Source organism: Streptomyces sp. NRRL S-31 (genome assembly GCF_000718775.1).
Taxonomy (GTDB): Bacteria; Actinomycetota; Actinomycetes; order Streptomycetales; family Streptomycetaceae; genus Streptomyces.
Map to the genome: position 1 here is coordinate 1 of NZ_JOCB01000024.1, position 23,897 is coordinate 23,897.

General features: G+C 75.0%; 11 protein-coding genes. All 11 read right to left on the reverse strand.

The features are described from left to right. On the reverse strand, nucleotides 1-640 hold a 640-nt coding region (locus IF37_RS0112145), incomplete at its 3' end, for an MFS transporter (RefSeq protein WP_030740515.1). A gap of 36 nt (nucleotides 641-676) precedes the next feature. Next, nucleotides 677-1,918, reverse strand: a complete 1,242-nt coding sequence (locus IF37_RS0112150; protein ID WP_030740517.1) for a cytochrome P450 — start codon at nucleotides 1,916-1,918, stop codon at nucleotides 677-679. Further along, nucleotides 1,915-9,159, reverse strand: coding sequence for a non-ribosomal peptide synthetase (locus IF37_RS0112155; protein WP_052845122.1), 7,245 nt, complete (start codon nucleotides 9,157-9,159; stop codon nucleotides 1,915-1,917). Before IF37_RS0112155 ends, IF37_RS0112150 begins: the two co-directional genes overlap by 4 nt. A gap of 57 nt (nucleotides 9,160-9,216) precedes the next feature. After that, nucleotides 9,217-15,471 carry a non-ribosomal peptide synthetase gene (locus tag IF37_RS0112160; RefSeq protein WP_030740524.1) on the reverse strand — a complete coding sequence of 2,085 codons (6,255 nt, stop codon included), beginning with the start codon at nucleotides 15,469-15,471 and terminating at the stop codon, nucleotides 9,217-9,219. A gap of 189 nt (nucleotides 15,472-15,660) precedes the next feature. Next, the gene (gene ssuE, locus IF37_RS0112165; RefSeq protein WP_030740527.1) at nucleotides 15,661-16,212 is read right to left on the reverse strand and encodes an NADPH-dependent FMN reductase; all 552 of its coding nucleotides are present in this window, start codon (nucleotides 16,210-16,212) and stop codon (nucleotides 15,661-15,663) included. A gap of 202 nt (nucleotides 16,213-16,414) precedes the next feature. Further along, nucleotides 16,415-17,986 (reverse strand): FAD-binding oxidoreductase, encoded by a 1,572-nt coding sequence (locus tag IF37_RS0112170; RefSeq protein WP_037856338.1) that lies wholly within the window; start codon nucleotides 17,984-17,986, stop codon nucleotides 16,415-16,417. 204 nt (nucleotides 17,987-18,190) lie between these two features. Then, nucleotides 18,191-19,174, reverse strand: a complete 984-nt coding sequence (locus IF37_RS40810) for an LLM class flavin-dependent oxidoreductase (protein WP_052845124.1) — start codon at nucleotides 19,172-19,174, stop codon at nucleotides 18,191-18,193. Nucleotides 19,175-19,332: 158 nt separating this feature from the next. Next, on the reverse strand, nucleotides 19,333-20,697 hold the full coding sequence (locus IF37_RS0112180; RefSeq protein ID WP_216725837.1) for an aminotransferase class V-fold PLP-dependent enzyme: 1,365 nt from the start codon (nucleotides 20,695-20,697) through the stop codon (nucleotides 19,333-19,335). Further along, complete coding sequence (locus IF37_RS0112185; protein WP_079165695.1) at nucleotides 20,694-21,500, reverse strand: SDR family NAD(P)-dependent oxidoreductase; 807 nt, start codon at nucleotides 21,498-21,500, stop codon at nucleotides 20,694-20,696. Before IF37_RS0112185 ends, IF37_RS0112180 begins: the two co-directional genes overlap by 4 nt. Nucleotides 21,501-21,637: 137 nt before the next feature. Next, on the reverse strand, nucleotides 21,638-22,498 hold the full coding sequence (locus IF37_RS0112190) for a sulfurtransferase (RefSeq protein ID WP_030740540.1): 861 nt from the start codon (nucleotides 22,496-22,498) through the stop codon (nucleotides 21,638-21,640). Between the two features lie 133 nt (nucleotides 22,499-22,631). Continuing rightward, nucleotides 22,632-23,822, reverse strand: a complete 1,191-nt coding sequence (locus IF37_RS0112195) for an MFS transporter (protein WP_052845125.1) — start codon at nucleotides 23,820-23,822, stop codon at nucleotides 22,632-22,634. Between the last annotated feature and the right edge of the window lie 75 nt (nucleotides 23,823-23,897).

Sequence of the window (23,897 nt, forward strand, 5' to 3'; positions counted from 1 at the left end):
CCGCCGGGCCGGCCCCCGCGGCCCCGGCCGGCCGGGGCCGGGCGCGGATGCCCGCCACGCACCAGCCGCACAGGGCGAAGCAGACGGCGTCGACCAGGAAGGCCACGGGTGCCCGGGTGAGGGCGATGACCAGGCCGCCGACGGCCGGTCCGACGACGGCCGCGGTCCGCGCGCCGGCGCCCAGCAGCGCGTTGGCCTCGGGCAGCAGGGTCTTGTCCACCACGGAGGGCAGGATGGAGACGCGGGCCGGCTGGAAGAAGGCGTCGACGGCGCCGAACGCGGCGGCCGCCGCGCACAGCATCCACACCGTCAGGTGCCCGCCGAGCCCGGCCGCGCCGACCCCGGTCATCAGCCCGGCCCGGGTCCAGCTGGAGGCGATCATCAGGGTGCGGGTGGACAGCGAGTCGCCGAGGGTGCCGCCGACCAGGGTGAGCAGGGCGCGCGGTACGGCCTGGCAGGCGAGGACGTAGCCGAGGGTGAGGGTCGACCCGGTGAGGCCGAGGGTGATCCAGGAGAAGGCGACGACGCTGAAGCCGTCGCCGAGCAGGGACAGCGACTGCCCCAGCCACAGGAGCCGGAAGGGCCGGTGCCGGGCGGGTGCCCACAGCCGCGGACCGGCTCCGGCGAGGGTGGTGGCCATGGTGTGCCTTTCGTCGTACGGGCGGGTCCGCGGGGGTCAGTAGCGCACGGGCACGGCGGTGAGGCTGCGGTTGAGGAGCGAGGGCTGCCAGGTGAGCCGGGCGGGGTCGGCCAGGACGAGGTCCGGGTGGTCGCGGGCCAGGGTCTCCACGACGGTCACGGCCACCAGCCGGGCCAGTGCGGCGCCGATGCAGAAGTGGGCGCCGAAGCCGAAGCCGAGGTGGGTGGCGCCGGTGCGGTGGACGTCGAACCGGCCGGGGTCGGCGAAGCGGGCCGGGTCCCGGTTGGCGGCGGCGGTGACCAGGAAGATCCGGTCACCGGCGCGCAGGGTGCGGCCGTCCAGGACGAGATCGCGGGCGGCGGTGCGGATCGACATCTTCGACGGGCCGTCCAGGCGCAGCGTCTCCTCCACCGCGCCCCGCGCGCGCGAGGGGTCCTCGCGGACGGCGGCGTACTGCCCGGGCCGGGTGTGCAGGGCCAGGACGGTGTTCGCGATCAGATTGCTGGTGGTCTCGCCGCCGGCGAAGGCCATCTGGGTGAGCAGGCCGACGAACTCCTCCCCGGTGACCGACTCCCCCACCCGGCCCTCCGCCAGCACCTGGCTGATCAGGTCGTCGGCGGGTTCGGCGCGGCGCCGGGCGACCAGGCCGGCGAGGTAGTCCTCCAGGCTCACCAGCGCCTGGAGGGAGGCCCGGTACTCGCTCTCCTCCTGGGCGGTGCCGAGGACGAGGTCGGCGACGCGGGCGTTCCAGTACCAGAAGGCGGCGGCGTCGGTGCGGGGGATGCCGAGCCAGCGGGCGAAGACCAGCGCGGGCAGCGGCTTGGCCACGTCGGCCATGAGGTCGCCGGTGCGGCCGGGGGCCGCCTTGCGGGCCAGGACGGCGCGGGTGGCCTTCTCGGTGAAGGCGCGGTAGCGGGCCACCGCCCGGGCGGCGAACGCCTCCTGGAAGACCTGGCGGAGCCTGCGGTGCTGGGGCGGGTCGTTGAAGACCATCCAGCGGGACAGGATGGCGAAGGCCCGTTCGGCGTCCGCGCGGGCGCCCTGCGGTACGGCGTCCATGAGGGGCCGTACCCGGTCGGCGGAGACGGCGGGGTCGCGCAGGCAGTGCATCACCTGCTCGTAGCCGGTGACGAGCCAGGCGTGGTGCATCGGGCTCCAGTGCACCGGCGCGTGCTCGCGCAGCGCGTCCAGGTACGGGTAGGGGTCGGCGACCATCTCCGGGGAGAGCAGGTACCGCTCGGTGAAGGCGAGGGCGGGGGCGGGGGCCGCGGTGGTCATCGGGTGGTCTCCGTCTCGATGTCGGCGAGCAGTCCGGCGATGCCGGCCACCCGCGGCTCGGCCATCATCGACATGTGGTCGCCGTCGCTGATGTGCAGGGTGAGTCCGCCGCCGGCCGTCTCGCGCCAGCGTTCGACATAGGTGTCGAAGTCGACGTCGAGTCCGGGCATCACACGGCCGCGCGGCGCTCCGGCGGCCTCGCTGCCGACCACGAGGTGGAGGTGGCCGGGGTACGGGCGGACCTCGTAGGCGGCGAGCGCGGCCAGCAGCGAGTGCCACACCTCGATCGGCGCGTTCTCGACCAGGGCCGCCTCGGCGGGACTCATGCCGGCGCCGAGCAGGGTGGCGGTGAGTTCGGCGGTGGTCCGGTCGCGCTGCGCGGACGCCGGCATCCCGCGCAGCCGGTCGCGCAGGCGCAGGGCCGTGCGCAGGTCGCGGGTGACGCCGTCCAGCCGGGTGCGGGCGGCGCTGTTGGGCAGGTAGGGCTCGATCAGGACCAGCGGAGCGGTGCCGTGCCCGGCCTGGAGCAGCTGGGTGGCCATCTCCAGGGCGATGTTGGCGCCCATGGACCAGCCGAGCAGGGCGTGCGGGCCCGTGGCCTCCCGGTCGGTGATCTCGGCGACGTAGTTGGCGGCGATGCCGGCCACCGTGCTCGGGTCGACCCCGCCGAGCAGTCCGCGTGCCTGGAAGGCGTGCACGGGCCTGCCGGGCGGCAGGGCACGGGCGAGCGGTACGAACCAGGCGGCGCTGCCGCCGGAGGGGTGCACGCACCACAGGGGCCGGCCCGCGCCGTCGCGCAGCCGTACCTCGGAGGTGACGGCGGCGGGCAGCTCCTTCCCCGCGGTCCGGTCGGCGTGCGCGGCGAGCTGGGCGACGGTCGGGTGCTCGATGAGGTCGCCGACCGAGAGGGTGAGGCCGCGTCCGGCGGCCATCAGGGCGACCCGGACGGTGGACAGCGAACTGCCGCCGATGCGGAAGAAGTCGTCGTGGACGCCGATGCGGGACAGTCCGAGGACCTCGCGCCAGATCTCGGCGAGGATCTTCTCCGCCGGGGTGGCCGGGGCGACGTACTCGGTGTCGCTCCGGTCGAGTTCGGCCGGCGGCAGCGGCAGGGCCCGCTTGTCGATCTTTCCGCTGCGGTTGACCGGCATCTCGTCCAGGACGACGAACCAGGCGGGCACCATGTAGGCGGGCAGCGAGGACCGCAGGGCGCGGCGCAGCTCCGTGGGGTCGGGCCGGTCGGGGCCGTGCGGCACGAGGTAGGCGACGAGGGCAGGTTCGCCGGGCAGGTCGGTGCGGTGCAGCACCACGGCCTGGCGGACTTCCGGCAGTTGCCGCAAGCCGTGCTCGATCTCGCCGGGTTCGATGCGGAAACCGCGCAGCTTCACCTGGGAGTCGCGGCGGCCGAGCCACTCCACCGAGCCGTCGGGCCGGTGGGTGCCGAGGTCGCCGGTGCGGCACAGCCGTGAGCCGGGCGGGCCGTAGGGGTCGGGTACGTAGGTGGCGGCGGTGAGCGCGGGCCGGCCGAGGTAGCCGCGGCCGACGGCGTCTCCGCCGAGGTAGATCTCGCCGGGCACGCCGGCCGGGACGGGCTGGAGGCCGTCGTCAAGGACGTGGACGCTGGTGTTGCGCATCGGGGTGCCGATGGGCGGGGTGCCCTGGCCGGGGCGGAGTTCGGCGGAGAGGGACCACACGGAGGTCTCGGTGAGGCCGTAGACGTTGTGGAAGAGCCGGCCGCCGGACCAGGCGTCGGCCAGTTCGGCCGGGCATGCCTCGCCGGCGACCTGGAGTATCCGCAGTGCGGGGAAGTCGTCGGCGCCGAGCACGGCGAGGGCGCTGGGCGGCAGCATGGCGCAGTTGACGTGGGCCTCGCGCAGGGTGCGGGCGAGGTCGGGGCCGGGGCGCAGCTCCTCCTTGGGCGCGGTGACCAGCAGGCCGCCGTTGGCGAGCGACCAGGTCAGTTCCATGATCGAGACGTCGAAGCCGAGGGAGGCGAATTGCAGCACCCGGTCGCCGGGGGTGGGGCGTACCAGGTCGCGCTGGCCCTCGATCATGTTGGACAGGCCGCGGTGCGGTACGGCGACGCCCTTGGGGGTGCCGGTGGAGCCGGAGGTGTAGATGACGTAGGCGATGGTGTCGGCGTCGGGTTCGCGGCCGGGGACCGGGTCCAGGGGTTCGGCGGGGGCGTCCAGGTGGATCACCGGGCCGTCGAAGGGCACGGTCCCGTCCAGCGCCCGCTGGGTGAGCAGCACCCGCATCCCGCTGTCCCCGGCCATGAACGCGAGTCGTTCGGTGGGGTGCTGCGGGTCCAGGGGCAGGAAGGCGCCGCCCGAGCGGAGCACCCCGAGGACGGCGCGCACCAGGTCGGGGCCGCGTTCGGCGCAGATGCCGACCACGGTCTCCGGGCCGACGCCGAGCCGCCGCAGCCGGCGTGCCAGCTGTTCCGCCCGCTCGTGCAGTTCGGCGTAGGTCAGCCGCTGTCCGCCGTGCTCGACGGCGACCGCGTCCGGGGTCCGGCGGGCGTGGACGGCCAGGTGCTCGTGGAACAGCAGGGGCGAGGAGGGGATGCGCGGTCCGCGCGCCCAGACCTCCAGGGCGGTGGTGCGGGCCTCGCCGGTGAGCGCGGGAGGGGTGACCGGGGCGTGCGCGTCGGCGACCATGGCCTCCAGCTGGGCGCGGAACACGTCGGCCAGTTGTTCGGCGGTGGCGGGTGCGAGGTACGCGGGGTCGGCGTCCAGGGTGAAGGCGTTGACGCTCGCGTTCACCATCAGCGGGAACATGGTCCGGGCGATCTCCAGGGAGTCGTCCCAGGACTCGTGGGAGAGCCGGTGGAAGTTGACGTAGTTGAAGACCGCGTCGGTCAGGCTCGGTTCGGTGGGCCGCAGTCGCGCGATCCGCACCAGCGGCACCCTGCGGTGCGGGAGCATCTCCTGCTCGGCGGCGAACACCTCGCGCAGGTAGGCGAGCCAGCTGCCGCGCGGGCGGGACACGCCGAACGGCACGGTGTTCAGGAACAGTCCGCGCATCCGGTCGGCGCCGGGCACCTCGGGCCGCCCGTTGGTGACGAGGCCGATGCTGTGGCCCGACGCGCTGTCGTCGCGGCCGGCGAACAGGCTCATGGTGTGGTGGAAGGCGGTGATCAGCACGGTGCGCCGGGGCACGCCGGCCTCTCTGGCCAGGGTGCCGATGCGTTCGGCGAGGTGGCCGTAGGAGCGGCGGACCTCGTGCACGGGCGGCTGGCCGGCGGTGTCGCCCGCGGGCCGCCGGCGGAAGGTCACGGGGCGCAGGTCAGCGAGCCGTTCGCGCCAGTAGGCGAGGGACTCCTCGTTGTCCAGGGCCGCGCGTTCCAGGGCGACGTACTCGGCGAAGGCGGGGGCCCGGGGCGGTCGCGGGGCGGTGCGGTGGGCGACGGCCTCGCGGTGCAGGGCGAGCAGGTCGGCGACGAGGGAGGTCAGGCTCCAGCCGTCCAGTACGACGTGGCAGTCGGTGAGGACGAGCCGCAGGTCGTGGTCGGTGACGTGGTGCAGGTGGATGCGGACCAGGGGGGCGGTGGCGAGGTCGAAGCGGCGCTCGAACTCCTCGTCGACGAACCGGCGCAGCCGTGCGCGCTGTGCGTCGCGGGGCAGTCCGCGCAGGTCGGTGTAGCCGACGGGCAGATGGGCGGTGCGGTGGACGAGCTGGAGGGGTTCGCGGTAGGTGACGAGGTCGACGGAGGTGCGCAGCATGGGGTGCCCGGCGACGACCGCGTCCACGGCGGCCTGGAAGGCGCCGAGGTCGAAGCCCTCCGGGACGCTGATCTTCAGGTCGGTGACGTTGTGGTACGCGCCGCGGCGGGGGTCGGCGAGCATCTCGTGCAGCATGCCCGCCTGGAGCATGGTGAGCGGGTAGGCGTCGGCGAGTCCGTCGGGCAGGCGCCCGGCGTCGGCGGGGTCGAGCTGGGAGAAGGGGGCGACCGGGTCGGGGGCGTCGGCCGGGTCGGTGACGAGGCCGGCCAGGTCGGCGAGGGTGCGGGCGCGGAAGACGTCGGCGACGGTGAAGCCGAGTCCGGCCAGGCGGCCGAGGCCGACCAGGCGCAGGGCGAGGATGGAGTCACCGCCCAGGTCGAAGAAGTTGCCGGTGCGGCTGACGTGTTCGACGCCGAGCACCTGGCTCCACACGCCGGCCAGGGCCTGCTCCACCGGGCCCTCGGGCGGCGTGTAGGTGCCCTCCCCGGTCGCGGCGGGCACGACGGCGGTCAGCGCGGCCCGGTCCACCTTGCCGTTGGCGGTGAGCGGCAGCCGCTCGTGGCGGACGAACAGGGCCGGGACCATGTACTCGGGCAGGGTCAGCCGGAGGCCGGCGCGCAGGGCGGGCGGGTCGAGGGGGCGGCCCTCGGTGGTGACGACGTGGGCGGCCAGGCGGGCGGTGCCGCCGTCGCGGCGGGCCACCACGGCGATGTCGGCGACCCCGGGCAGGGCGCGCAGGGCGGTCTCGATCTCCCCGGGTTCGATGCGGTAGCCGCGGATCTTGACCTGGTGGTCGGCGCGGCCGACGTAGCCGAGCCGGCCGTCCGGCAGCACCCGGACCAGGTCGCCGGTGCGGTACATGCGGGTGCCGGGCGCGCCGAAGGGGTCGTCGAGAAAGCGTTCGGCGGTCAGCTCGGGGCGGTTGCGGTAGCCGCGGGCCACGCCGCCGCCGGAGACGTACAGCTCGCCGACGCTGCCGTGCGGCACGAGCCGGCCCCCGGGGTCGAGGACGTACCCGTGCTGTCCGGCGAGCGGCCGGCCGATGGGTGAGCGGACCGTCGAGCCGATGTCGGCCTCGGTGATGGTGTGGAGGGTGACGTGCACGGTGGTCTCGGTGATGCCGTACATGTTCACCAGGGCGGGCCGGTGTCCGGGGGTGGTGAACCAGTCGCGGTAATCGCGGACGTCGAAGGCGTCGCCGCCGAAGACGACCGTGCGCAGCGGGAGGTCCGCGAAGGAGGCGCCGGTGTCCTTCAGGTGGGCGCGCAGGCCCTTGAAGGCGGCCGGGGTCTGGTTGAGGACGGTGACGCGCTCCTCGCGCAGCACCCGGTGCACGGCGCCCGGGTCGCGCACCTCGTCGCCGGTGAGGACGACGACGCGACCGCCGGTGGCGAGCGGCGCCCACAGTTCCCACACGGAGAAGTCGAAGGCGGGCGAGTGCGTCAGCGTCCACACGTCGGCGGGCCCGAAGCCGAAGTGCCGGTCGGCGGCGTCGAGCAGCCAGGCCAGGTTGGCGTGGGTGATCTCGACGCCCTTGGGGCGGCCGGTGGAGCCGGAGGTGTAGATGACGTAGGCGAGGTCGTCGGGGGCCGGGAGGACGTCGTCGGTCTCGGCCGGTGCCTCGCCCGGCTCGTCGAGGACGACGAGGCGGGCGGGCAGGTCCGCCACGGCGGCGCGGGTGGCGGTGTCGGTGACGATCCAGTCGATGCCGGAGTCGGTGACGGTGAACGCCCGGCGGGCCGCGGGGTGGGAGGGGTCGAGCGGCAGGTAGGCGGCGCCGGCCCGCCACACGGCGAGCAGGGCGACGGCCAGGTCGGGGGTGCGGTCGAGGCAGACGCCGACGAGGGAGCCGGGGGTGACCCCGGCGGCGCGCAGCCGGCGTGCGAGGGCGCCGGCTGCCGCGTCGAGCGCGGCGTACGTCAGGGTGCGTCCCGATCCGCTCACGGCGGCGGCGTGCGGGGTGCGGCGGATGTGTTCGGCGACCCGGTCCGGGGCAGTGCGCGGGGCGGGCCCGGTGGGGCGGCCGGTGTTCGCGGGGCCGTCGGGGCCGAGGAGGTGGGCGCGTTCGGCCGGGGTGAGCGGGTCGATGGCGCTGAGCGGGCGGTCGGGGGTGGTGTGGAACGCCTCCAGCAGGGCGAGGGTGTGCCGGGCCAGGGCGGCGACGGAGGACTCGGCGAAGAGGTCGGGCCGGTAGACGAAGACGAGGTCCGTGCGTCCGTCGCCGTCGCGCAGGTCGAGGGTGAGGTCGAACTTGGCGGTGGTGAGGTCGATCCGGTACGGCGTCCCGCTCGCCTCGCCGAGGTCGAGAGCGGCGGGGGTGGTGTCGGTGTGGGTGTAGAGGACCTGGGCGAGCGGGTTGCGGGCGAGGTCGCGCTGCGGGCTGAGCGCGTCGACGACCTGCTCGAACGGCAGCGACTGGTACGAGAACGCCTCCAGGACCCGGTCCCGGGTGCGGGCGAGCAGCGTGGCCGGGGTGGGGTCGTCGGTGAGGTCGCCGCGGAGCACGAGGGTGTTGACGAAGAACCCGACGAGTTGCTCGGTCTCGGCCCGCTCGCGGTTGGCGACGACGGTGGCGACGGCGATGTCGCGCTGTCCGCTGTGGAAGGCGAGGGCGGCCTGGAAGGCGGCCAGCACCGTCATGTACGGCGTCGTGCCGGACCGCCGGCCGAGGTCGGCGAGCGCGCCGGTGAGGCCGGGCGGCAGGGTGAGGGTGTGGGTGGCGCCGGGACCCGCGGGGGTGTCGGAGCGCGGGTGGTCGGTGGGCAGCTCCAGCGGGGTGAGGCCGGCCAGCCGGGTGCGCCAGTGGTCGAGCGCCGCGGACTGGTCGCGCTCACGCTGCCAGATCGCGTAATCGGTGTAGTCCAGGGGAGGTTCGGGCAGCCGCGCGGTGTGTCCCCGGGTGCGGGCCCGGTACAGCTCGGTGAGGTCGCGGACGATCAGTCCGAGGGACCAGCCGTCGGAGACGATGTGGTGCATGCCGAGGACCAGGACGTGGTCGTCGTCGGCGGCGCGGACCAGGGTGGCCCGGAAGGCGGGTTCGCGGGCGAGGTCGAAGGGGCGGACGGCGGCGGCGTGGACGGCGGCGGCCAGCTGCCGCTCGCGGTCGTCACCGGGTGGCGCGGTCAGCTCCACCACGTCCGGCTCGGACCCGCCGGCGGGCAGGACGCGCTGGTACGGGACGCCCTCGTGCTCGGGGAAGACGACCCGCAGCTGTTCGTGCCGGGCGACGAGGTCCGCGACGGCGGCGCGCAGGGCCGGTACGTCCAGCCGGCCGGTGATCCGCCAGGCGGCCGGCAGCAGGTAGGTGGGGGCGCCGGGGTCGAGCCGGTCGAGGAAGTACAGGCGCTGCTGGGCGGCGGACAGCGGGATCCGGTCGGGGCGGGGGCGGATGCGGACGGGTCCGTCGTCGCGTGCGGCGCCGTGGCCGCGCAGCCGCCGCTCCAGCAGCCGTCGGGCGGCCGGGGACAGGGGGCCGCCCGGGGCCGGGGTGGCGGGTCGGACGTCGGATGTGGTCATGGGGCACTCCGATCTCGAAGCGGTGGGCGAGGGGCGGGGGCAGCGGCGGTGCCGCCCTCAGAGGTCGGCGGTGAGCGACAGGTCGATCTCGTCGTCGCTCATCTGGGAGATCAGCTCCAGCAGCCTGCGCTCCACCTCGGCGGCGAGCCGCTCCACGGTGGGGTGCTCGAAGAGGTCGCGGACCTCCAGCGGGCAGTCGAAGGCGGTGCGCAGCCGGGAGGCGACGGCCACCGCGCGCAGGGAGTGGCCGCCCAGGGCGAAGAAGTCGTCGTGGACGCCGACCCGGGGCAGGTCGAGCACCTCGCACCAGACCTGTGCGACGACCGTCTCGGCGGGGGTGCGGGGCGCGACGGAGGTGTGCGGCGCGCGGGTGACGGGCTCGGGCAGGGCCGCGGTGTCCAGCTTGCCCTGCACGGTCAGCGGCAGGGTGTCGAGCAGGACGAACGCCGACGGGACGGCGTAGTGCGGCAGGTGGGCCCGGCAGTGGCCGGCCAGCGCCTCCGGTGACAGTCCGCTGCCCGCGACGTACGCCACCAGGGCGGCTTCGCCGTGCGGGGTGCGGACGAGGACGGCGGCGTCGCTGACTCCGGGGTGCCGGCGCAGCACCGCCTCGGCCTCGCCGGGTTCGACGCGGAACCCGCGGATCTTCACCTGGTCGTCGTTGCGGCCGAGGAACTCCAGCTGTCCCGTGGGCAGTCGGCGGACGACGTCACCGGTGCGGTAGAGGCGTCCGCCGGGCCGGCCGAAGGAGTCGGGCACGAAGCGGTCGGCGGTCGGTCCGGGCCGTCCCAGGTAGCCCCGGGCCAGCTCGGTGCCGCCCACCAGGAGTTCGCCGGGCAGGCCGTCCGGCACCGGTTCCCCGAGGGCGTCGACGACGTAGGCGCGGCGGCCGCCGAGCGCGCGGCCGATGGGCACCCGGCCGGGCGGGAGGGTGTCGACGGTGTGCGCGGTCGCGGAGATCACCGCCTCGGTGGGCCCGTAGGTGTTGAGCACGGGAACCGCGGGCAGGTGGGCGAACCAGCGCTCCAGGGGGTCGGCGGGCAGTGCCTCCCCGCCGGTGACCAGCAGCCGCAGGGAGGCCAGGAGCGGCGCCAGCGCGTCCAGGCGGGCCACCAGTTCCACCCAGTAGGAGGGGGTGAGTTCCATGACGGTCACCCGCTCCGCCGCGACGCGGGCGGCGAGTTGCTCGGGGGTCCATATCTCGTCCGGGCGGACGATCACGGCCGCGCCGGTGCCCAGCGCCGGCAGGATCTGCTCCAGGGAGGCGTCGAACGAGGTGGAGGCGAAGGTGAGCACCCGGTCGCGCGCGGTGAGCGCGAACTTCTCGCGGGCGGCGGCCACATGGGCGTCGAGCGCGTGGTGTTCGACGCCGACGGCCTTGGGCAGGCCGGTGGAGCCCGAGGTGAAGATGGTGTAGGCGAGGGAGCCGGGGTCGGGGCTGTGGCGGGGGCCGTCGGGGTCCGGCCGCACGTCGCGGACGTCGACCGGGGCGGCGCCGAGCGCCGTCAGGGTGTCCCGGGTGCCCGCGTCGGTCACCGCGTGGCGCACTCCGGCCTCCCGCAGCATGTACCGCAGCCGTTCGGCGGGCAGCCGGGGATCGAGCGGCACGTACACGCCGCCCGCCCGCCAGACGGCGAGCATCGCGGCCACCGACCACACGCCCCGGCCCACGCACACGCCCACGGCGTCGCCCGCGGCCACCCCGGCGCCGGCCAGCGCGGCGGCGAGCCCGCCGGTCAGGGCGTCCAGTCCGGCGTAGTCGAGGGTGGTCTCCTCGCAGACGACGGCGGTCGCCTCCGGCGCGCCCGCCACCCGGAACGCGGGCGCGGGGGCGGTGTCCGTCCCGGCCGTGGCGATCAGCCGGGCGCGTTCGGCGGCGGTGAGCAGGGGTGCCTCGTCGACGCGGGTCGCGGGGTCGGCGAGGAGGGTGTCCAGCAACCGGCCGAGGTGCTCGGCGAACCGGGTGGCGGTGGCCGGGTCGAACAGGTCGGCGGCGTACTCGACGTTGACCGAGAACCGGTCCGGGCGGACCACGAAGGTCGCGGTCAGGTCGAACTTGGCCGAGCCCCAGGGCAGGTGGAAGTCGGCGGTGTCCAGTCCAGGCAGGCCGGAGCCGCCCGTGGAGGCGTCCTGGACGTCGACCATGACCTGGAAGAGGGGGTTGCGGGACAGGTCGCGTTCCGGGCGCAGTCGCTCCACGACCCGTTCGAAGGGCACCTCCTGGTGGTCGAAGGCGCCCAGGACGACCTCCCGCACCCGGTCCACGAGGCCGGCGAACGTCGGGCGTCCGGACAGGTCCGTGCGCAGCACCACCGTGTTCACGAAGAAGCCGACGAGCGGCTCCAGTTCGAGCCGGCCGCGGCCGGCGACGGGGGTGCCCACGCAGACGTCGTGCTGTCCCGTCCAGCGGGCGAGCACCGCCTGGGCGACGGCCAGCAGCACCATGAAGCGGCTGGCGCCGCGTTCGCGGGCCCAGGAGTCCACGCGCTCCACCAGATGGGCGGGCAGGTCGACCTCGACGGCGCCGCCCCGGCCCGTGAAGGCGGCCGGGCGGGGCCGGTCCGTGGGCAGCTCCAGCACCGGGGCGCCGTCCAGCGTGCGTTCCCAGTAGGCCAGTTGGGGTTCCAGGGCGCCGCTGTCGGCGCGGTCGCGCTGCCAGACGGCGAAGTCGGCGTACTGGACGGGCAGCGGCGGCAGCGACGCGCTCCGCCCGCTCCGGCGGGCCGCGTAGTGCCGGGCGAGTTCGTCCAGCAGGACGCCCTTGGACCAGCCGTCGGTGACGGCGTGGTGCAGGGCGAGCAGGACGACGTGGTCGTCGTCGGCCAGTTCCCACACCCCGGCCCGCAGCAGGGGCGGCCGGGCGAGGTCGAAGCGGCGCGTGGCGAGGGACACGGCGGCCCGGCGGACCGCCTCCAGCCGGGACCGCTCGTCCCCGGCCCCGGGGGCCGGCTCCCAGTGCAACGGGACGGCCACCGGGTCGCACACCTGCTGCACCGGGCGGCCGTCGGACTCGGTCAGCGCGGTGCGCAGCACCTCGTGCCGTGCCACCAGGTCGTCCAGGGCCTGCTGCCACGCCACCCGGTCCAGGCCACCGCGTACCCGCCAGCTGTACCACAGCAGGTAGGAGTCGCCGCGGTCGGAGGTGCGGTCCAGGAACCACAGGCGTTCCTGGGCGAAGGACAGCGGCAGCGGCCGGTCGCGGTCGACCGGGACCACCTCGGTGGTCCCCGAGGCGCGGGCGGCGCTCACCCGGGGGGCGAAGCCGCGGACGGTGGGGTGCTCGAACACGGTGCGCAGTTCGATGTCGCGGCCCAGTCGCTGGGCGATCCGGGAGACCGCCATGGTGGCGAGCAGCGAGTGGCCGCCGAGGTCGAAGAAGCTGTCGTCGATGCCGATCCCGTCCAGTCCGAGGACGTCGGCCCAGACCTCGGCGACGACTCGTTCGGTCTCGTCGCGCGGCGCGGTGAAGCCGGGGTCGTCGGCGGCGCGGGCGTGGACCGGGTCGGGCAGGGCGGCGCGGTCGAGTTTGCCGGAGACCCCGACCGGCAGCGCGTCCAGGACGACGTAGTCGGAGGGGATGGCGTAGTGCGGCAGGTGGCGGGCGCACCAGGCGCGCAGTTCCGCGCGGTCCGGTACCCGGGGCGCGTCCGGCGCCGGTACGACGTAGCCGATGAGCCCGCGTCCGGTGGCGCGGTCGGGGCGGGCCGCCGCGCCGCCGACGAGCGGGCAGGCGCGCAGCACGGTCTCGACCTCGCCGAGTTCGATCCGGAAGCCGCGGATCTTGACCTGGTCGTCGCGGCGGCCCACGAACTCCAGGTCGCCGCCGGGCTGCCAGCGCACGAGGTCGCCGGTGCGGTACAGGCGGGAGCCGGCCGGTCCGTAGGGATCGGGCACGAAGCGTTCGGCGGTCAGCGCGGGCCGGTTCAGATAGCCGCGGGCCACTTCGGTGCCGCCGATGAGGAGTTCGCCGCAGACGCCCACGGGCACCGGTGCGCCGTCGGCGTCGACGACGTACACCCGCCGGTCGCCCAGCGGTCTGCCGATGGGCACGCTGCCCGCGGGCGGCTCGTCGGCGTCGTAGGTGGTGGCCGTGACGGTGGTCTCGGTCGGTCCGTAGGCGTTGCACACGCGCACCCAGGGGACGGCCGCGCGCCAGGCGGCGAGGGTGTCGGCCGGGACGGCCTCGCCGCCGAGGACCAGCAGCCGCAGGGAGGCGAGGTCCGCGGCCTGCCGGCGGTCCAGGGAGAGCGTCAGCTCCGACCAGTAGGTGGGCGGCACGTTGACGACGGTCAGCGCGTGCCGCCGGACGATCTCGGGGACCTGGGTGGGCAGCCAGGGCTCGTCGGGGCGCATGACGACGGTGGCGCCCGCGCAGAGGGCGGGCAGCACCTGGTCCAGGGAGGCGTCGAAGGAGAAGGACGCGAAGGCCAGGACCCGGTCGTCGGCGGTGACGCCGAGACGCCGGCGGGCGGCGGCCACGTGGGAGGCGAGCGCCGCGTGCTCCACGCCGACCGCCTTGGGCCGGCCGGTGGACCCCGAGGTGAAGATGACATGGGCGAGTTCGCGGGGGTGGGGCCGGTGGCGGGGGCCGTCCGGGTCCGGGACGACCTCGGTGACGTCGACCGTGGCGGGGGCGAGGCCGGCCGCGGTGGCGGTGGTCGCCAGGTCGGTGACGACACAGTCGAGCCGGGCCTCCTGCGCCATGAACCGCAGCCGTTCGGCGGGGAGTTCGGGGTCGAGCGGGACGTACGCCCCGCCCGCCCGCCAGACCCCCTCGATGGCGGCGACCGACCACAGCCCGCGGCGTAGCAGGACGCCCACCGGGCTGCCCTCGGTGACTCCGGCCGCCCTGAGCGCCGCGGCGAGTGAGCCGGTCATCGCGTCGAGTTCCGCGTAGGTGGCGCTGTCGGCGCCGCAGCGCAGGGCGGTCGCGTCGGGCCGGCCGCGGAAGGCGACCGGCGGCGGCGGTCCGGTCGGCCGGTCGGCCGCGCGGTGCCACTCCGGGCGGGGGCGGGCCGCCGCCCCGGGGCCGGCCGGCAGCGCGCGGAGCAGCTCGGACACGGGGGTGTCGGGGTCGGCCAGGACGGCGCGCAGCAGGGCCGGGTAGGCCCGGGCGAACGCGCGCATCGTGCCGGCGTCGAACAGCGCGGTGGCGTACTGGAGGACGGCGGCGATGCCGCCGTCGGTGCGCAGGGTCAGGTCGAGGAAGAGGTCCAGCGGGGTCTCGGTGAGCGGCGGCTCGACGAGGGTCACGTCCAGGCCGGGCATCCGGATGGGCCGGATGGGGGTGTTGAGCAGGGTGAACGACGCCTGGGCGAGCGGGTGCCGGGACAGGTCGCGGGGGCCGCCGAGCGCGCCGACGACGAGGTCGAAGGGGGCTTCGGCGTGGGCGAGGTCGGCCGGGACCAGGCCGCGCACCCGGTCCAGCAGGGTGGCGAAGCCAGGTCCGCCGGACAGGTCCGTGCGCAGTACGACGGTGTTGACCAGGGGGCCGATCACCGTGTCGGCGCCGCGCTGGGCGCGGTCGGCGAGCGTGCTGCACACGGCGACGTCGGTGCGGCCCGCCCAGTGGCCGAGGAGCGCCTGGTAGGCGGTGAGCAGCAGCATGTAGCGGGTGGCGCGGCGGGACCGGGCCAGGGTGTCGACGGCGGCGACCAGGTCGGCGGGCAGGTCGAACCGGACGACGTCACCGGAGCCGTCCCAGACGCGGGGGCGCGGCCGGTCGGTGGGCAGGTCCAGCGGGGTGAGCCCGCCGAGCCGGTTCCGCCAGTGGGCGAGCAGCCGCTCCAGGCGCTCGGCCGAGAGGCGTGCGGTCTGGGCGCGGGCGAGGTCGGCGTAGCGCACGGCGGGCGGGGCGACCGTCTCACCGCGGTAGCCCGCGGCGAGTTCGTCCAGCAGGACGCCCCACGACCAGCCGTCCACCGCGATGTGGTGCACCTCGACGAGCAGCAGGTGTTCGTCGGGCGCCACCCGGGCCAGCGTCGCCCGCAGCGGCCACTGGACGGTCAGGTCGACGGGGCGGCCCAGGAAGCGGTCGTAGAGGTCGGCCGGGCCGGACGCGTCGGTGTGTTCCGGCGCCACCGCGGCCGGCGGGTCCACGACCGGCACCGGCTCGCCGTCGACGGCGGTGAACCGGGTGCGCAGCACCTCGTGCCGGGCCACGATGCCGGACAGCGACCGCTCCAGCCGGGCCGCGTCGAGGCGTCCGCGCAGTCGCAGCACCAGCGGGAGCATCGATCCGGCGGAGGAGCCGGCCAACTGGTCCAGGAACCACAGCCGGCGCTGCGCGAAGGACGCCGTGCGGGTGTCCACGTCGTTCGGTGCCCCGTCAGGGGCCGGGCCTGTCGTCACTGTGAGCCTCCCAGCCGTGTTTGGCAGCAGACTGCCGTCGGCCGGGCTCGGCCCATAGGGAAGAAGACGCAGCACCACCGGCAGACCGCGCTGCCGTTCCGGGAGCGTGCCGGAACGTCGTACGGCCCGGGGGGCGGCTCCTCACCGCGCTCAGCCCACGACGAGCCGTCCGTCCGGAAGGAGGGCGGTGGTGAACTCCTCGACGGCGCGGGAGAGCCGGGGTTCCGCCTCCGGGGACAGGCGCGGCCGGCCGTCGTCGCCGTGGGTGACGCCCTGGTCCAGGACGAAGGCGCCGCGCAGCACCTGGCGGGCGCCCAGGGCCGTCAGCACGGGCCGCAGCGCGTAGTCGAGGGCGAGGGCGTGGGCGAGGGTGCCGCCGGTCATCAGCGGCAGCACCGTCTTGCCCGCGAGGCCCGTCCGGGGCAGCAGGTCGAGGAAGGCTTTGAGCAGACCGCTGTAGGCGGCCTGGTAGACGGGGCTGGCGACCACGACCCCGTCGGCGGCTGCGACCGCGTCCAGTGCCCGGCGCAGCGCGGGTTCGTCGGTCCGCGCGGCGAGCAGCGGCGCGGCCGGCAGGTCGCGGACGCGGAGGTGCGCGGTGGGGAGACCCGCCGCGGCCAGCCGGCCCACCACGTGTGCCGTGAGCAGGGCGGTGCGCGAGCGTGCCGAAGGACTGCCGGAGATCGCGACCAGGGACGTCATCGAGGGCTCCTTCGCGGATCGCCGGACAGCGGGTCGCCGGGACGGCGGGGCGGACGGACGGAGAGGCGGACGGACGGCGCTACGGGTGGCCGGTGTTCGGGTGGCCGGTGTTCGGGTGGCGGGCGGCCGGTGCCGTGCGGCACCCCACCGGGGCGGGGCGCCGCGCGGCACCGGCTCGGGCGGCCCCCGCGGGGGCCGCCCGTCAGACGGTCGGCGGCTGGACGGACTGGCTGTGCCGGAAGACGTCGCGCGGGTCCCACTTCGCCTTGACCCGTTGCAGGCGCGGGTAGTTGCCCTTGTAGTACAGGTCGTGCCACGGGGTGGACGAGGTGTTGAACCGTGGGTCGCCCAGGTCGATGTCGGGGTAGTTGACGTAGCAGCCGTCGGTCACCTCGTTCGGCACCGGCACGCCGCCGGTGTCCGCGTACACCTCGCCGTAGCACTCACGGGCCCAGGCGATGTACCGGTCGTCGTCGGCGGGGTCGTTCCAGAACACCTGCCAGAGCATCTTGAAGGCGGCGTCCCGGTGGGGCGCGGCGGTCGCCGCGGGGTCCACCGCGTTGATCCGGCCGCCGTACGACGTCAGTTGCACGCTGATGTTCGGGTTGTCGATGTCGTCGCGGGTGAGGTGCTTGTGGAGCGCCGCCAGGTGGCTGTCGGGGAAGGTCGCCCGCATGAAGGAGGACTTGTACTCGGCGCGCAGCGTCGGGTCGTTGAGGACGCCGTTGGTGGTGCCGAGCATCCGCACCGCCTGGAGCCAGGGCAGCCGCCGGGGCGCCGCGAACTGGGGCAGCGCGGGCAGGTCGCCCATGTGCCGGGTCAGCGCGCCCTGTTCGACGCTGATGCCATGGCCGATGTGCTTGAGGTAGTCGCCGAGGATCTGCTCCGCGTCCGGCGCCGTGGCGTCGACCAGGGCGAGCAGGCCGACCTGCCCGGCGGAGCGGTGGTTGAGCACGAGCTGGCTGATGAGCGCCCGGTTGGGGTCGTCGGGCCCGCGGTGGGCGACGTGCCAGTCGGCGTAATTGCGCGCCAGTTGGAAGAACTCCTGCCTGCTCAGCTCGTTCCATGCCCAGCCGACCGCGCTGACCAGCAGTTCCGCGGGCGGCTTGGGCAGCAGCCCGCGGGGGTCGCGGCCCTTGGCGCCCGGGGAGCGGAACCAGTAGCGGGTGACGATGCCGAAGTTGCCGCCCCCGCCGCCGGTGTGGGCCCACCACAGGTCGTGGTGGGGGTCGTCCTCGTCCCGGGTGGCGACCACCGCGCGGGCCTTGCCCCGGGCGTCGACCACGACCACCTCCACCGCCTGGAGGTGGTCGACGACCAGGCCGTGCAGGCGGCACAGCGGGCCCCAGGCACCGCCGCTGACGTGCCCGCCCATGGCGACCGAGTAGCAGAACCCGCTGGGGACGACGACGCCCCACTCCGGGTAGAGGGTCTGGTAGGTGCGCAGGTTGGTGGCACCGGACTCGACGGCGACGGCGCCTCGCCGCTCGTCGTGGTACACCTCGCACATGCCCGACATGTCCACGATCATCTGGACGTCGGGGTGGTACACGAAGTCCTCGTAGCAGTGTCCGCTGGAACGGACGCTGATCCGCTTGCCCTCGTCGACGGCCTGCTGGACGGCCGCCACCACCTCCGCGGTGGACCGCACGAGCCGTATGGACTCGGGCCGGGCCACGTAACGCTGGTTGAGCCCGCTCACCAGATCGGCGTACTGCCGGTCGGCCCGGGTGACCGTGAGGCCGGCCGGGGCGCGGGTCGTGTCTTCGCTCATATGTGTCACACCTTCACGCGAATCCTGGGTGTCCTGGGTGAGAACCCCATGGTTGGGACTGCCGAATCGCTGTGATCCCCCGTGCGGCAAACGGTGTCCCGGCCGGCGCTTCGCGGCCGGGACACCCGGCACAGGATCGCGTCGTGGTTGCTCGTGACGGTGGTGCCCTGGTACTGCGTGGTCCGGTCTGTCCGGTCTGTCCGGTCAGCCGGTCCGCAGCAGCGGGATCACCTCACGGGCGACTCGTTCGAACTCCTCCAGATGCGCCTCCCCAGGCCAGTCGAGGACGAATTCGGAGACACCGGCGGCGGAGAACCGCTCGAAGATCTCCTCGTAGGTGTGCCGTCCGGCCCTCGGGTCCCACGGCCCGAAGACGGTGTACGAGCGCCGGATGGCCGCCGGGTCCCGGCCGGCCGCCTCGGCGAGCCGGTCGAGCCGGACGTTCTGGTCGGCGGTGATGGCGAGCACCTCGGCGGCGCTCGCGCCGGGCGGACCGTGGGTGTTCCACGCGTCGGCGAGTTCGGCGGCGACCCGGATGAGGGTCGGCGACTGGCCGCCGACGGTGACCGGCAGCCGCGGGCTCTGCGCGGAACCGGGCACGGTCACCACGTCCTTCACCCACAGCCGTTTGCCCTGGTGGCTGAAGACCCCGCCGCGCAGCACGCCGTCGACGATGGTCACGTAGTCCGCGAACCGCTCGGCCCGCTCCTTGGGGGGCCAGGGCTCCTGGCCCACGCTGAAGTGGTCCCAGGGGAAGATCCCGGCGCCGATGCCCAGTTCGAAGCGGCCGCCCGACAGGTGGTCGAGGGCGATCGCCTGCTTGGCGAGCTGGGCGGGCGGGCGCAGGATCTGGTTGGCCACGAGCGTGCCGATCCTGATCCGGCGCGTCACCACGGCGGCCGTGGCCAGCACCGACCAGCTGTCGAACCAGGGCCTGCGCGCGTCCCGCAGGTCGGCGCTGTGGTCGGGCAGGAAGACCTGGTCGAAGCCGAGTTCCTCCAGCAGGCGCAGGCGTTCGGCGAGGACCGGGAAGGCCTCGTCCGGGTAGAGCATGACGCCGAACCGGCGGACGGGCCCCGCCGGGGCGGGGTGCCGTGCCGCGCCGTGGGCGGGGTCCGGTGGTGCCGGAGCAGGGGTGCCGAGGGGCTCGGCGGGGTCCGGCGGTGCGGTGTTCAGTGGTGCCTCCACGCTGTGTTCCGAAGCTGCTGCCGGACCGCGGTCGCGCCGTGGGCGACGGGGCCGGCTCCGGGGTGGTCCGGGGGTCCCGGGCCGGGTCCGTGGGGGACCCCGGGCGCCGGGCCGGCCCGCGGGGGGCCGGTGGCGCCGGTGTGCGCCGGGGTCCCGGCTCACCGTACGAGGTCGGGGGCCGGGCGGGGGTCCGGCACGGGACGCCATCCCTCGTCCGGGTGCGCGTACTCCCAGCGCGGCCCGTTGCGGACCAGGTCGGCGAGGGCGGTCAGCAGCCGGTCCACGTGCTCGGTGGTGGTGCCGATGCCGACGCTGGCGCGCAGGGCCCGGTCGGGCTGGTGGCCGTCGGCGTCGCGCAGCAGGGCGCGCACCGCCGGATGGGCGCAGAAGGCCCCGTCCCGCAGCCCGATGCCGTACTCCGCGGAGAGCGCCGTGGCCACCAGCCGCTGGTCCGCCGGTTCGCCGCCGCAGCGGCTCACGCTGAACGAGACCACGCCGAGCCGGGGATGTCCGCCCGGCCAGAGGCTGAGCAGCCGCACCCCGGGGATGCCGGCCAGCCCGTCGCGCAGCCGGGCGGTCAGCTCCTCCTCGTGGCGCAGCACGGTGTGCCAGCCGGTGCCGGCCAGCGAGCGGCCGGCCACCGCCATGGCGTGGGCGCCCACCAGGTTCGGTGAGCCGCCCTCGTGCCGGTGCGGCAGCCCGGACCAGGTGACGGCCGCCCGGTCGTCCTCTTCGGACACCGCGGCGGTGGCCCCGCCGCCGGCCAGGTAGGGGTCGGCGGCGGCCAGCCAGTCGGCGGCGCCCACCAGGGCGCCCGCCCCGAACGGCGCGTACATCTTGTGTCCGGACAGCGCTGCCCAGTCCACGCCCCAGCCGGCGAGGTCCAGCGGCCGGTGCCCGGCAAGCTGGGCGGCGTCGAGCACGGTGCGCGCGCCGTGCGCGGCGGCCACCTCGGCCAGTTCGGCCACCGGCCACAGTTCACCGGTCACGTTGGAGGCTCCGGTGACCACCACCAGCTTCGGTCCGCCGGGCGCGTCGGCGAGCGCCTTCGCGAGCACGGCGGGGGCCTCCGCCGGGCTGTCCGGCATCGCCAGCGGGTGCACCCGGTGGCCGCGCCAGGCGAGCAGCGCGGCGTGGTGCTCGGTGGAGAACCGGAAGACGGCCGTCCCCTCGGGCAGGGCGCGGCCGAGCAGGTTGAGCGCGTCGGTGGTGTTGCGGGTGAAGACCACCGTGGCGTCCGGCGGGGCGGCGCTGAACCGCCGCACCTCCTGCCGGGCCCGTTCGTAGACGCGGGTGGCGACAGCCGAGACGAACCCCGCGCCCCGGTGCACGCTGCTGTACCAGGGCAGCAGCGCGTCCACCGCGTCCCGCACCGCGACCAGGCTGGGCGTGCTCGCGGCGTGGTCGAGGCCGGCGTACGGCACCCACTCGCCCGTCACCAGCGGCACCCGGAGCCCGGCACCGACGACGGCGGGCAGGCCGTCGCCGACGTGCTCCGGCTCGGTCGCGGGCGCGGGGATCATTGCGCGCTCCATCCACCGTCCATGACCAGCACCGAGCCGGTGAAGAAGGCCGCCTCGTCCCCCGCCAGGTAGGCCACGGCCGAGGCTGCCTCCTGCGGGCTGCCGATGCGGCCGAGGGGGTGCAGGCTGGTGAACATGTCCGCCATCTCCCGGCTGTCGCCCACGGAGGCGCGGTACATGGGTGTGTCCACGGTCGCCAGCGCCAGGGCGTTGACCCGGATGTTGTGGCGGGCGTACTCCAGCGCCGCGGCCTTGGTCAGGCCGACCACCCCGTGCTTGCCGGCCACGTAGGAGCTGATCCCGGCGCCGAAGCCGACCACGCCGAGCTGGGAGGCGTTGTTGACGATCGATCCGCCGCCGCGGCGGCGCATGGCCGGCAGCTCGTGCCGCATGGACAGGAACACGCTGGTGAGGACCAGGGTGATGTCCTCGGCCCAGGCTTCGGGTTTCTGCTCCTCGATCAGGCCCATGGAGCCGAGGGCACCGGCGTTGTTGAAGGCGATGTCCAGCCCGCCGAAGTGCTCCTCGGCGGCGCGCACGGCGGCGGCGAGGTCGTCGTCCACCGTCACGTCGGTGCGTACGGCGAGGGCGGCGCCCCCGGCGGCGGTGATGCGCCCGGCCACCCGGTCGAGTTCCTCCTCGCGCCGGGCCGCCAGCACCACGCTCGCGCCCTGGGCGGCCAGCGCCAGGGCGGCGGCTTCGCCGATGCCCGAGCTGGCGCCGGTCACCAGGGCGACCTTGCCGTGCAGCCGGCCGGGCGCCGGGGTGCCGTCGGTGGAGCGGTTCGTGTCACGTTCGTTCATCAGGTGATGAGCCGGCCCGGACGGGCCGGCCCTGCCCCCTTCGGGTTCTCGGTGGATCGGTTGGGATGGGCCGGGTCCAGGGGGCGTCGTTCGGTCGGGCCGGACCCGGGCTGGTCCGGCCGGCACCCCTGGCCGCGTCAGGCGGTGTCGTCGCCCCGCTCGACCGGCACCCCGACCAGCGAGCCGTACTCCGCCCAGGACCCGTCGTAGTTGCGCACGTCGGGCCAGTCCAGCAGCTCCCGCAGGACGAACCAGGTGTGTGCCGAGCGGGCGCCGACCCAGCAGTAGGTGATGGTGCCGCGGTCCGGGGCCGGTCCGGCGTAGACGCGCCCGAGTTCCTCGGCGGAGCGGAACGTGCCGTCGGCGTTGACGGCGCTGTCCCAGGGCAGGTTCACCGCGCCGGGCACATGGCCGGAGCGCTGCGCCACCTCGTGGGGGTTGTTGCCGGGGGCGAACGCCTCACCGGCGAACCCGGGGGCGAAGACGCGGCCCGCGTACTCCTCGGGCGAGCGCACGTCGAGGATGTTGCGGTCGCCGATGGCCGCGAGCACGTCGTCCCGCAGGGCGCGGACCGACGGGTCGGGGTTGTCGGCGCGGTACCGGGTGGCCGGCCGGCGCGCCGGCTCGGTGGTCAGCGGCCGGCCCTCCGCCTCCCACTTGGCGCGCCCGCCGTCGAGGAGCCGCACGGACCGGTGGCCGTAGAGGGTGAAGTACCAGTACGCCAGCGCGGCCAGCAGGTTGGCGTTGGAGGAGTACAGGACGACGGTGTCGTCGTCGCCGATGCCCTTGGCGCGCATCAGTTCCTCGAACGCCTCCCGGCCGATGACGCCGAGCCGCAGGCCGTCCTGGAACTCGCTCCAGTTGATGAAGACGGCGCCCGGCGGGTGTCCCTTGCGGTATTCCAGGTCGTCGTTGGCGGTCTCGACGAACACCGTCCCGTCGGTGCCGAGTCGGCGCTCGGCCCAGTCGCCGGTGACCAGGGCGGACTCACGGCTCATTGTTCCCCCTCGTGAGGTGTCGGCCGGGTGTTCCCGGCGGGGCCCCGGCCCCGTGCGGCACGGGGCCGGGTGCGGTGCGAACGGCGGGGACCGCCCTGCCCGGCCGGGAGCGGACGCCCCGCCGGGCGGAGGGTCAGGCCGGCGAGGTCTCCGTCGTCTTCCCCTCCACACCGGCACCGGCCGTCACGCGGTCCCGGTACCAGGCGTAGCAGCTGAGCAGGATGCCGAGGACGGTCACGGCGGCGGCGGCGAAGTAGACCGACCTGAGGCCGGGGCCGTCGATGATGCGGCCGCCGATCCAGCCGGCCAGGGCGGCGGCGATCTGGTAGGCGGAGGCGTTCACCGCGATCGCCAGGGTCGGTGCCGAGCTGGCGGTGTTCAGGACCCGGGTCTGCATGCCGGGGATCACCGAGAAGCCGAGCGCGCCGATCACGAACACCATGACCGCGGTGCCGACGGTGCTGCCGCTGACCGCCCACATCACCAGCAGGCCCGCGGTGAGCAGCCCGAGCAGGCCGACCTGCGACGGCATCAGCGCACGGTCGGACAGCCAGCCGCCGGCGAAGTTGCCGACCGCCGCGCCCACGCCGTAGACCAGCAGCAGCACCGCGACCGCGCCGTCGGCGAAGCCGGTGACGTCGGTGAGCAGCGGGGCGAAGTAGGTGAAGACCATCAGCAGGCCCATGTTGGCGACGGCGGTGATGAGGATGGCCAGCTGCACGTTGCGGTTGCGGAACACCCGCAGCTCCGCCACCGCGGAGCCGCCCGTCGTGGCGCTCTCCACCGACGGGACCAGCGGCAGCACCAGCAGCAGGCCGATGAGGCAGACCACGGTGATGGTGCCGAAGGTCGCCCGCCAGCCGAAGTTGTTGCCGATGAAGGTGCCGATGGGCGCGCCAAGCATCATGGACAGGTTCATGCCGAAGACGAGCTTGGAGACGGTGGACGCCTGCTTGCCCTCGGGCGCGGTGGACGCGGCGATGACGATGGCGTTGGCGAAGAACGTGGCGGTCACCAGGGCCGTCACCACGCGGGCGACGAACAGCACGGAGTAGGCGGGCGCCAGCGCCGAGGCGAGGTTGCCGACGACGACCACGACCAGCAGGCCGACGATGAGCGGCTTGCGCGCGTAGCGCGCGGTCAGCGCGGTCAGCACGGGACCGCCGAGGATCATTCCGATGGCGTACGCCGTGACCAGCAGTCCGGCGGCGGGGATCGACACGTCGAGGTCACCGGCGACGTCCGGCAGGATGCCGGCGATGACGAATTCACCGGTGGTGATGCCGAACACGCACAGCATCAGGGAAAGGAGCTTCAACGACATGGTGTCTCTTCTGTCGGGGTGGATATGTCTGTCGACCCGCCGTGGGCAGCCCGGGTGGGGCGTCTAGCGGTGGGC

Coding starts and splice junctions, on each gene's coding strand:
- IF37_RS0112150 (WP_030740517.1), bottom strand. CDS start 1,918: ATGACCACCGCGGCCCCCGCCCCCGCCCTCGCCTTCACCGAGCGGTAC.
- IF37_RS0112155 (WP_052845122.1), bottom strand. CDS start 9,159: ATGACCACATCCGACGTCCGACCCGCCACCCCGGCCCCGGGCGGCCCC.
- ssuE (WP_030740527.1), bottom strand. CDS start 16,212: ATGACGTCCCTGGTCGCGATCTCCGGCAGTCCTTCGGCACGCTCGCGC.
- IF37_RS0112170 (WP_037856338.1), bottom strand. CDS start 17,986: ATGAGCGAAGACACGACCCGCGCCCCGGCCGGCCTCACGGTCACCCGG.
- IF37_RS0112180 (WP_216725837.1), bottom strand. CDS start 20,697: ATGATCCCCGCGCCCGCGACCGAGCCGGAGCACGTCGGCGACGGCCTG.
- IF37_RS0112185 (WP_079165695.1), bottom strand. CDS start 21,500: ATGAACGAACGTGACACGAACCGCTCCACCGACGGCACCCCGGCGCCC.
- IF37_RS0112190 (WP_030740540.1), bottom strand. CDS start 22,498: ATGAGCCGTGAGTCCGCCCTGGTCACCGGCGACTGGGCCGAGCGCCGA.
- IF37_RS0112195 (WP_052845125.1), bottom strand. CDS start 23,822: ATGTCGTTGAAGCTCCTTTCCCTGATGCTGTGCGTGTTCGGCATCACC.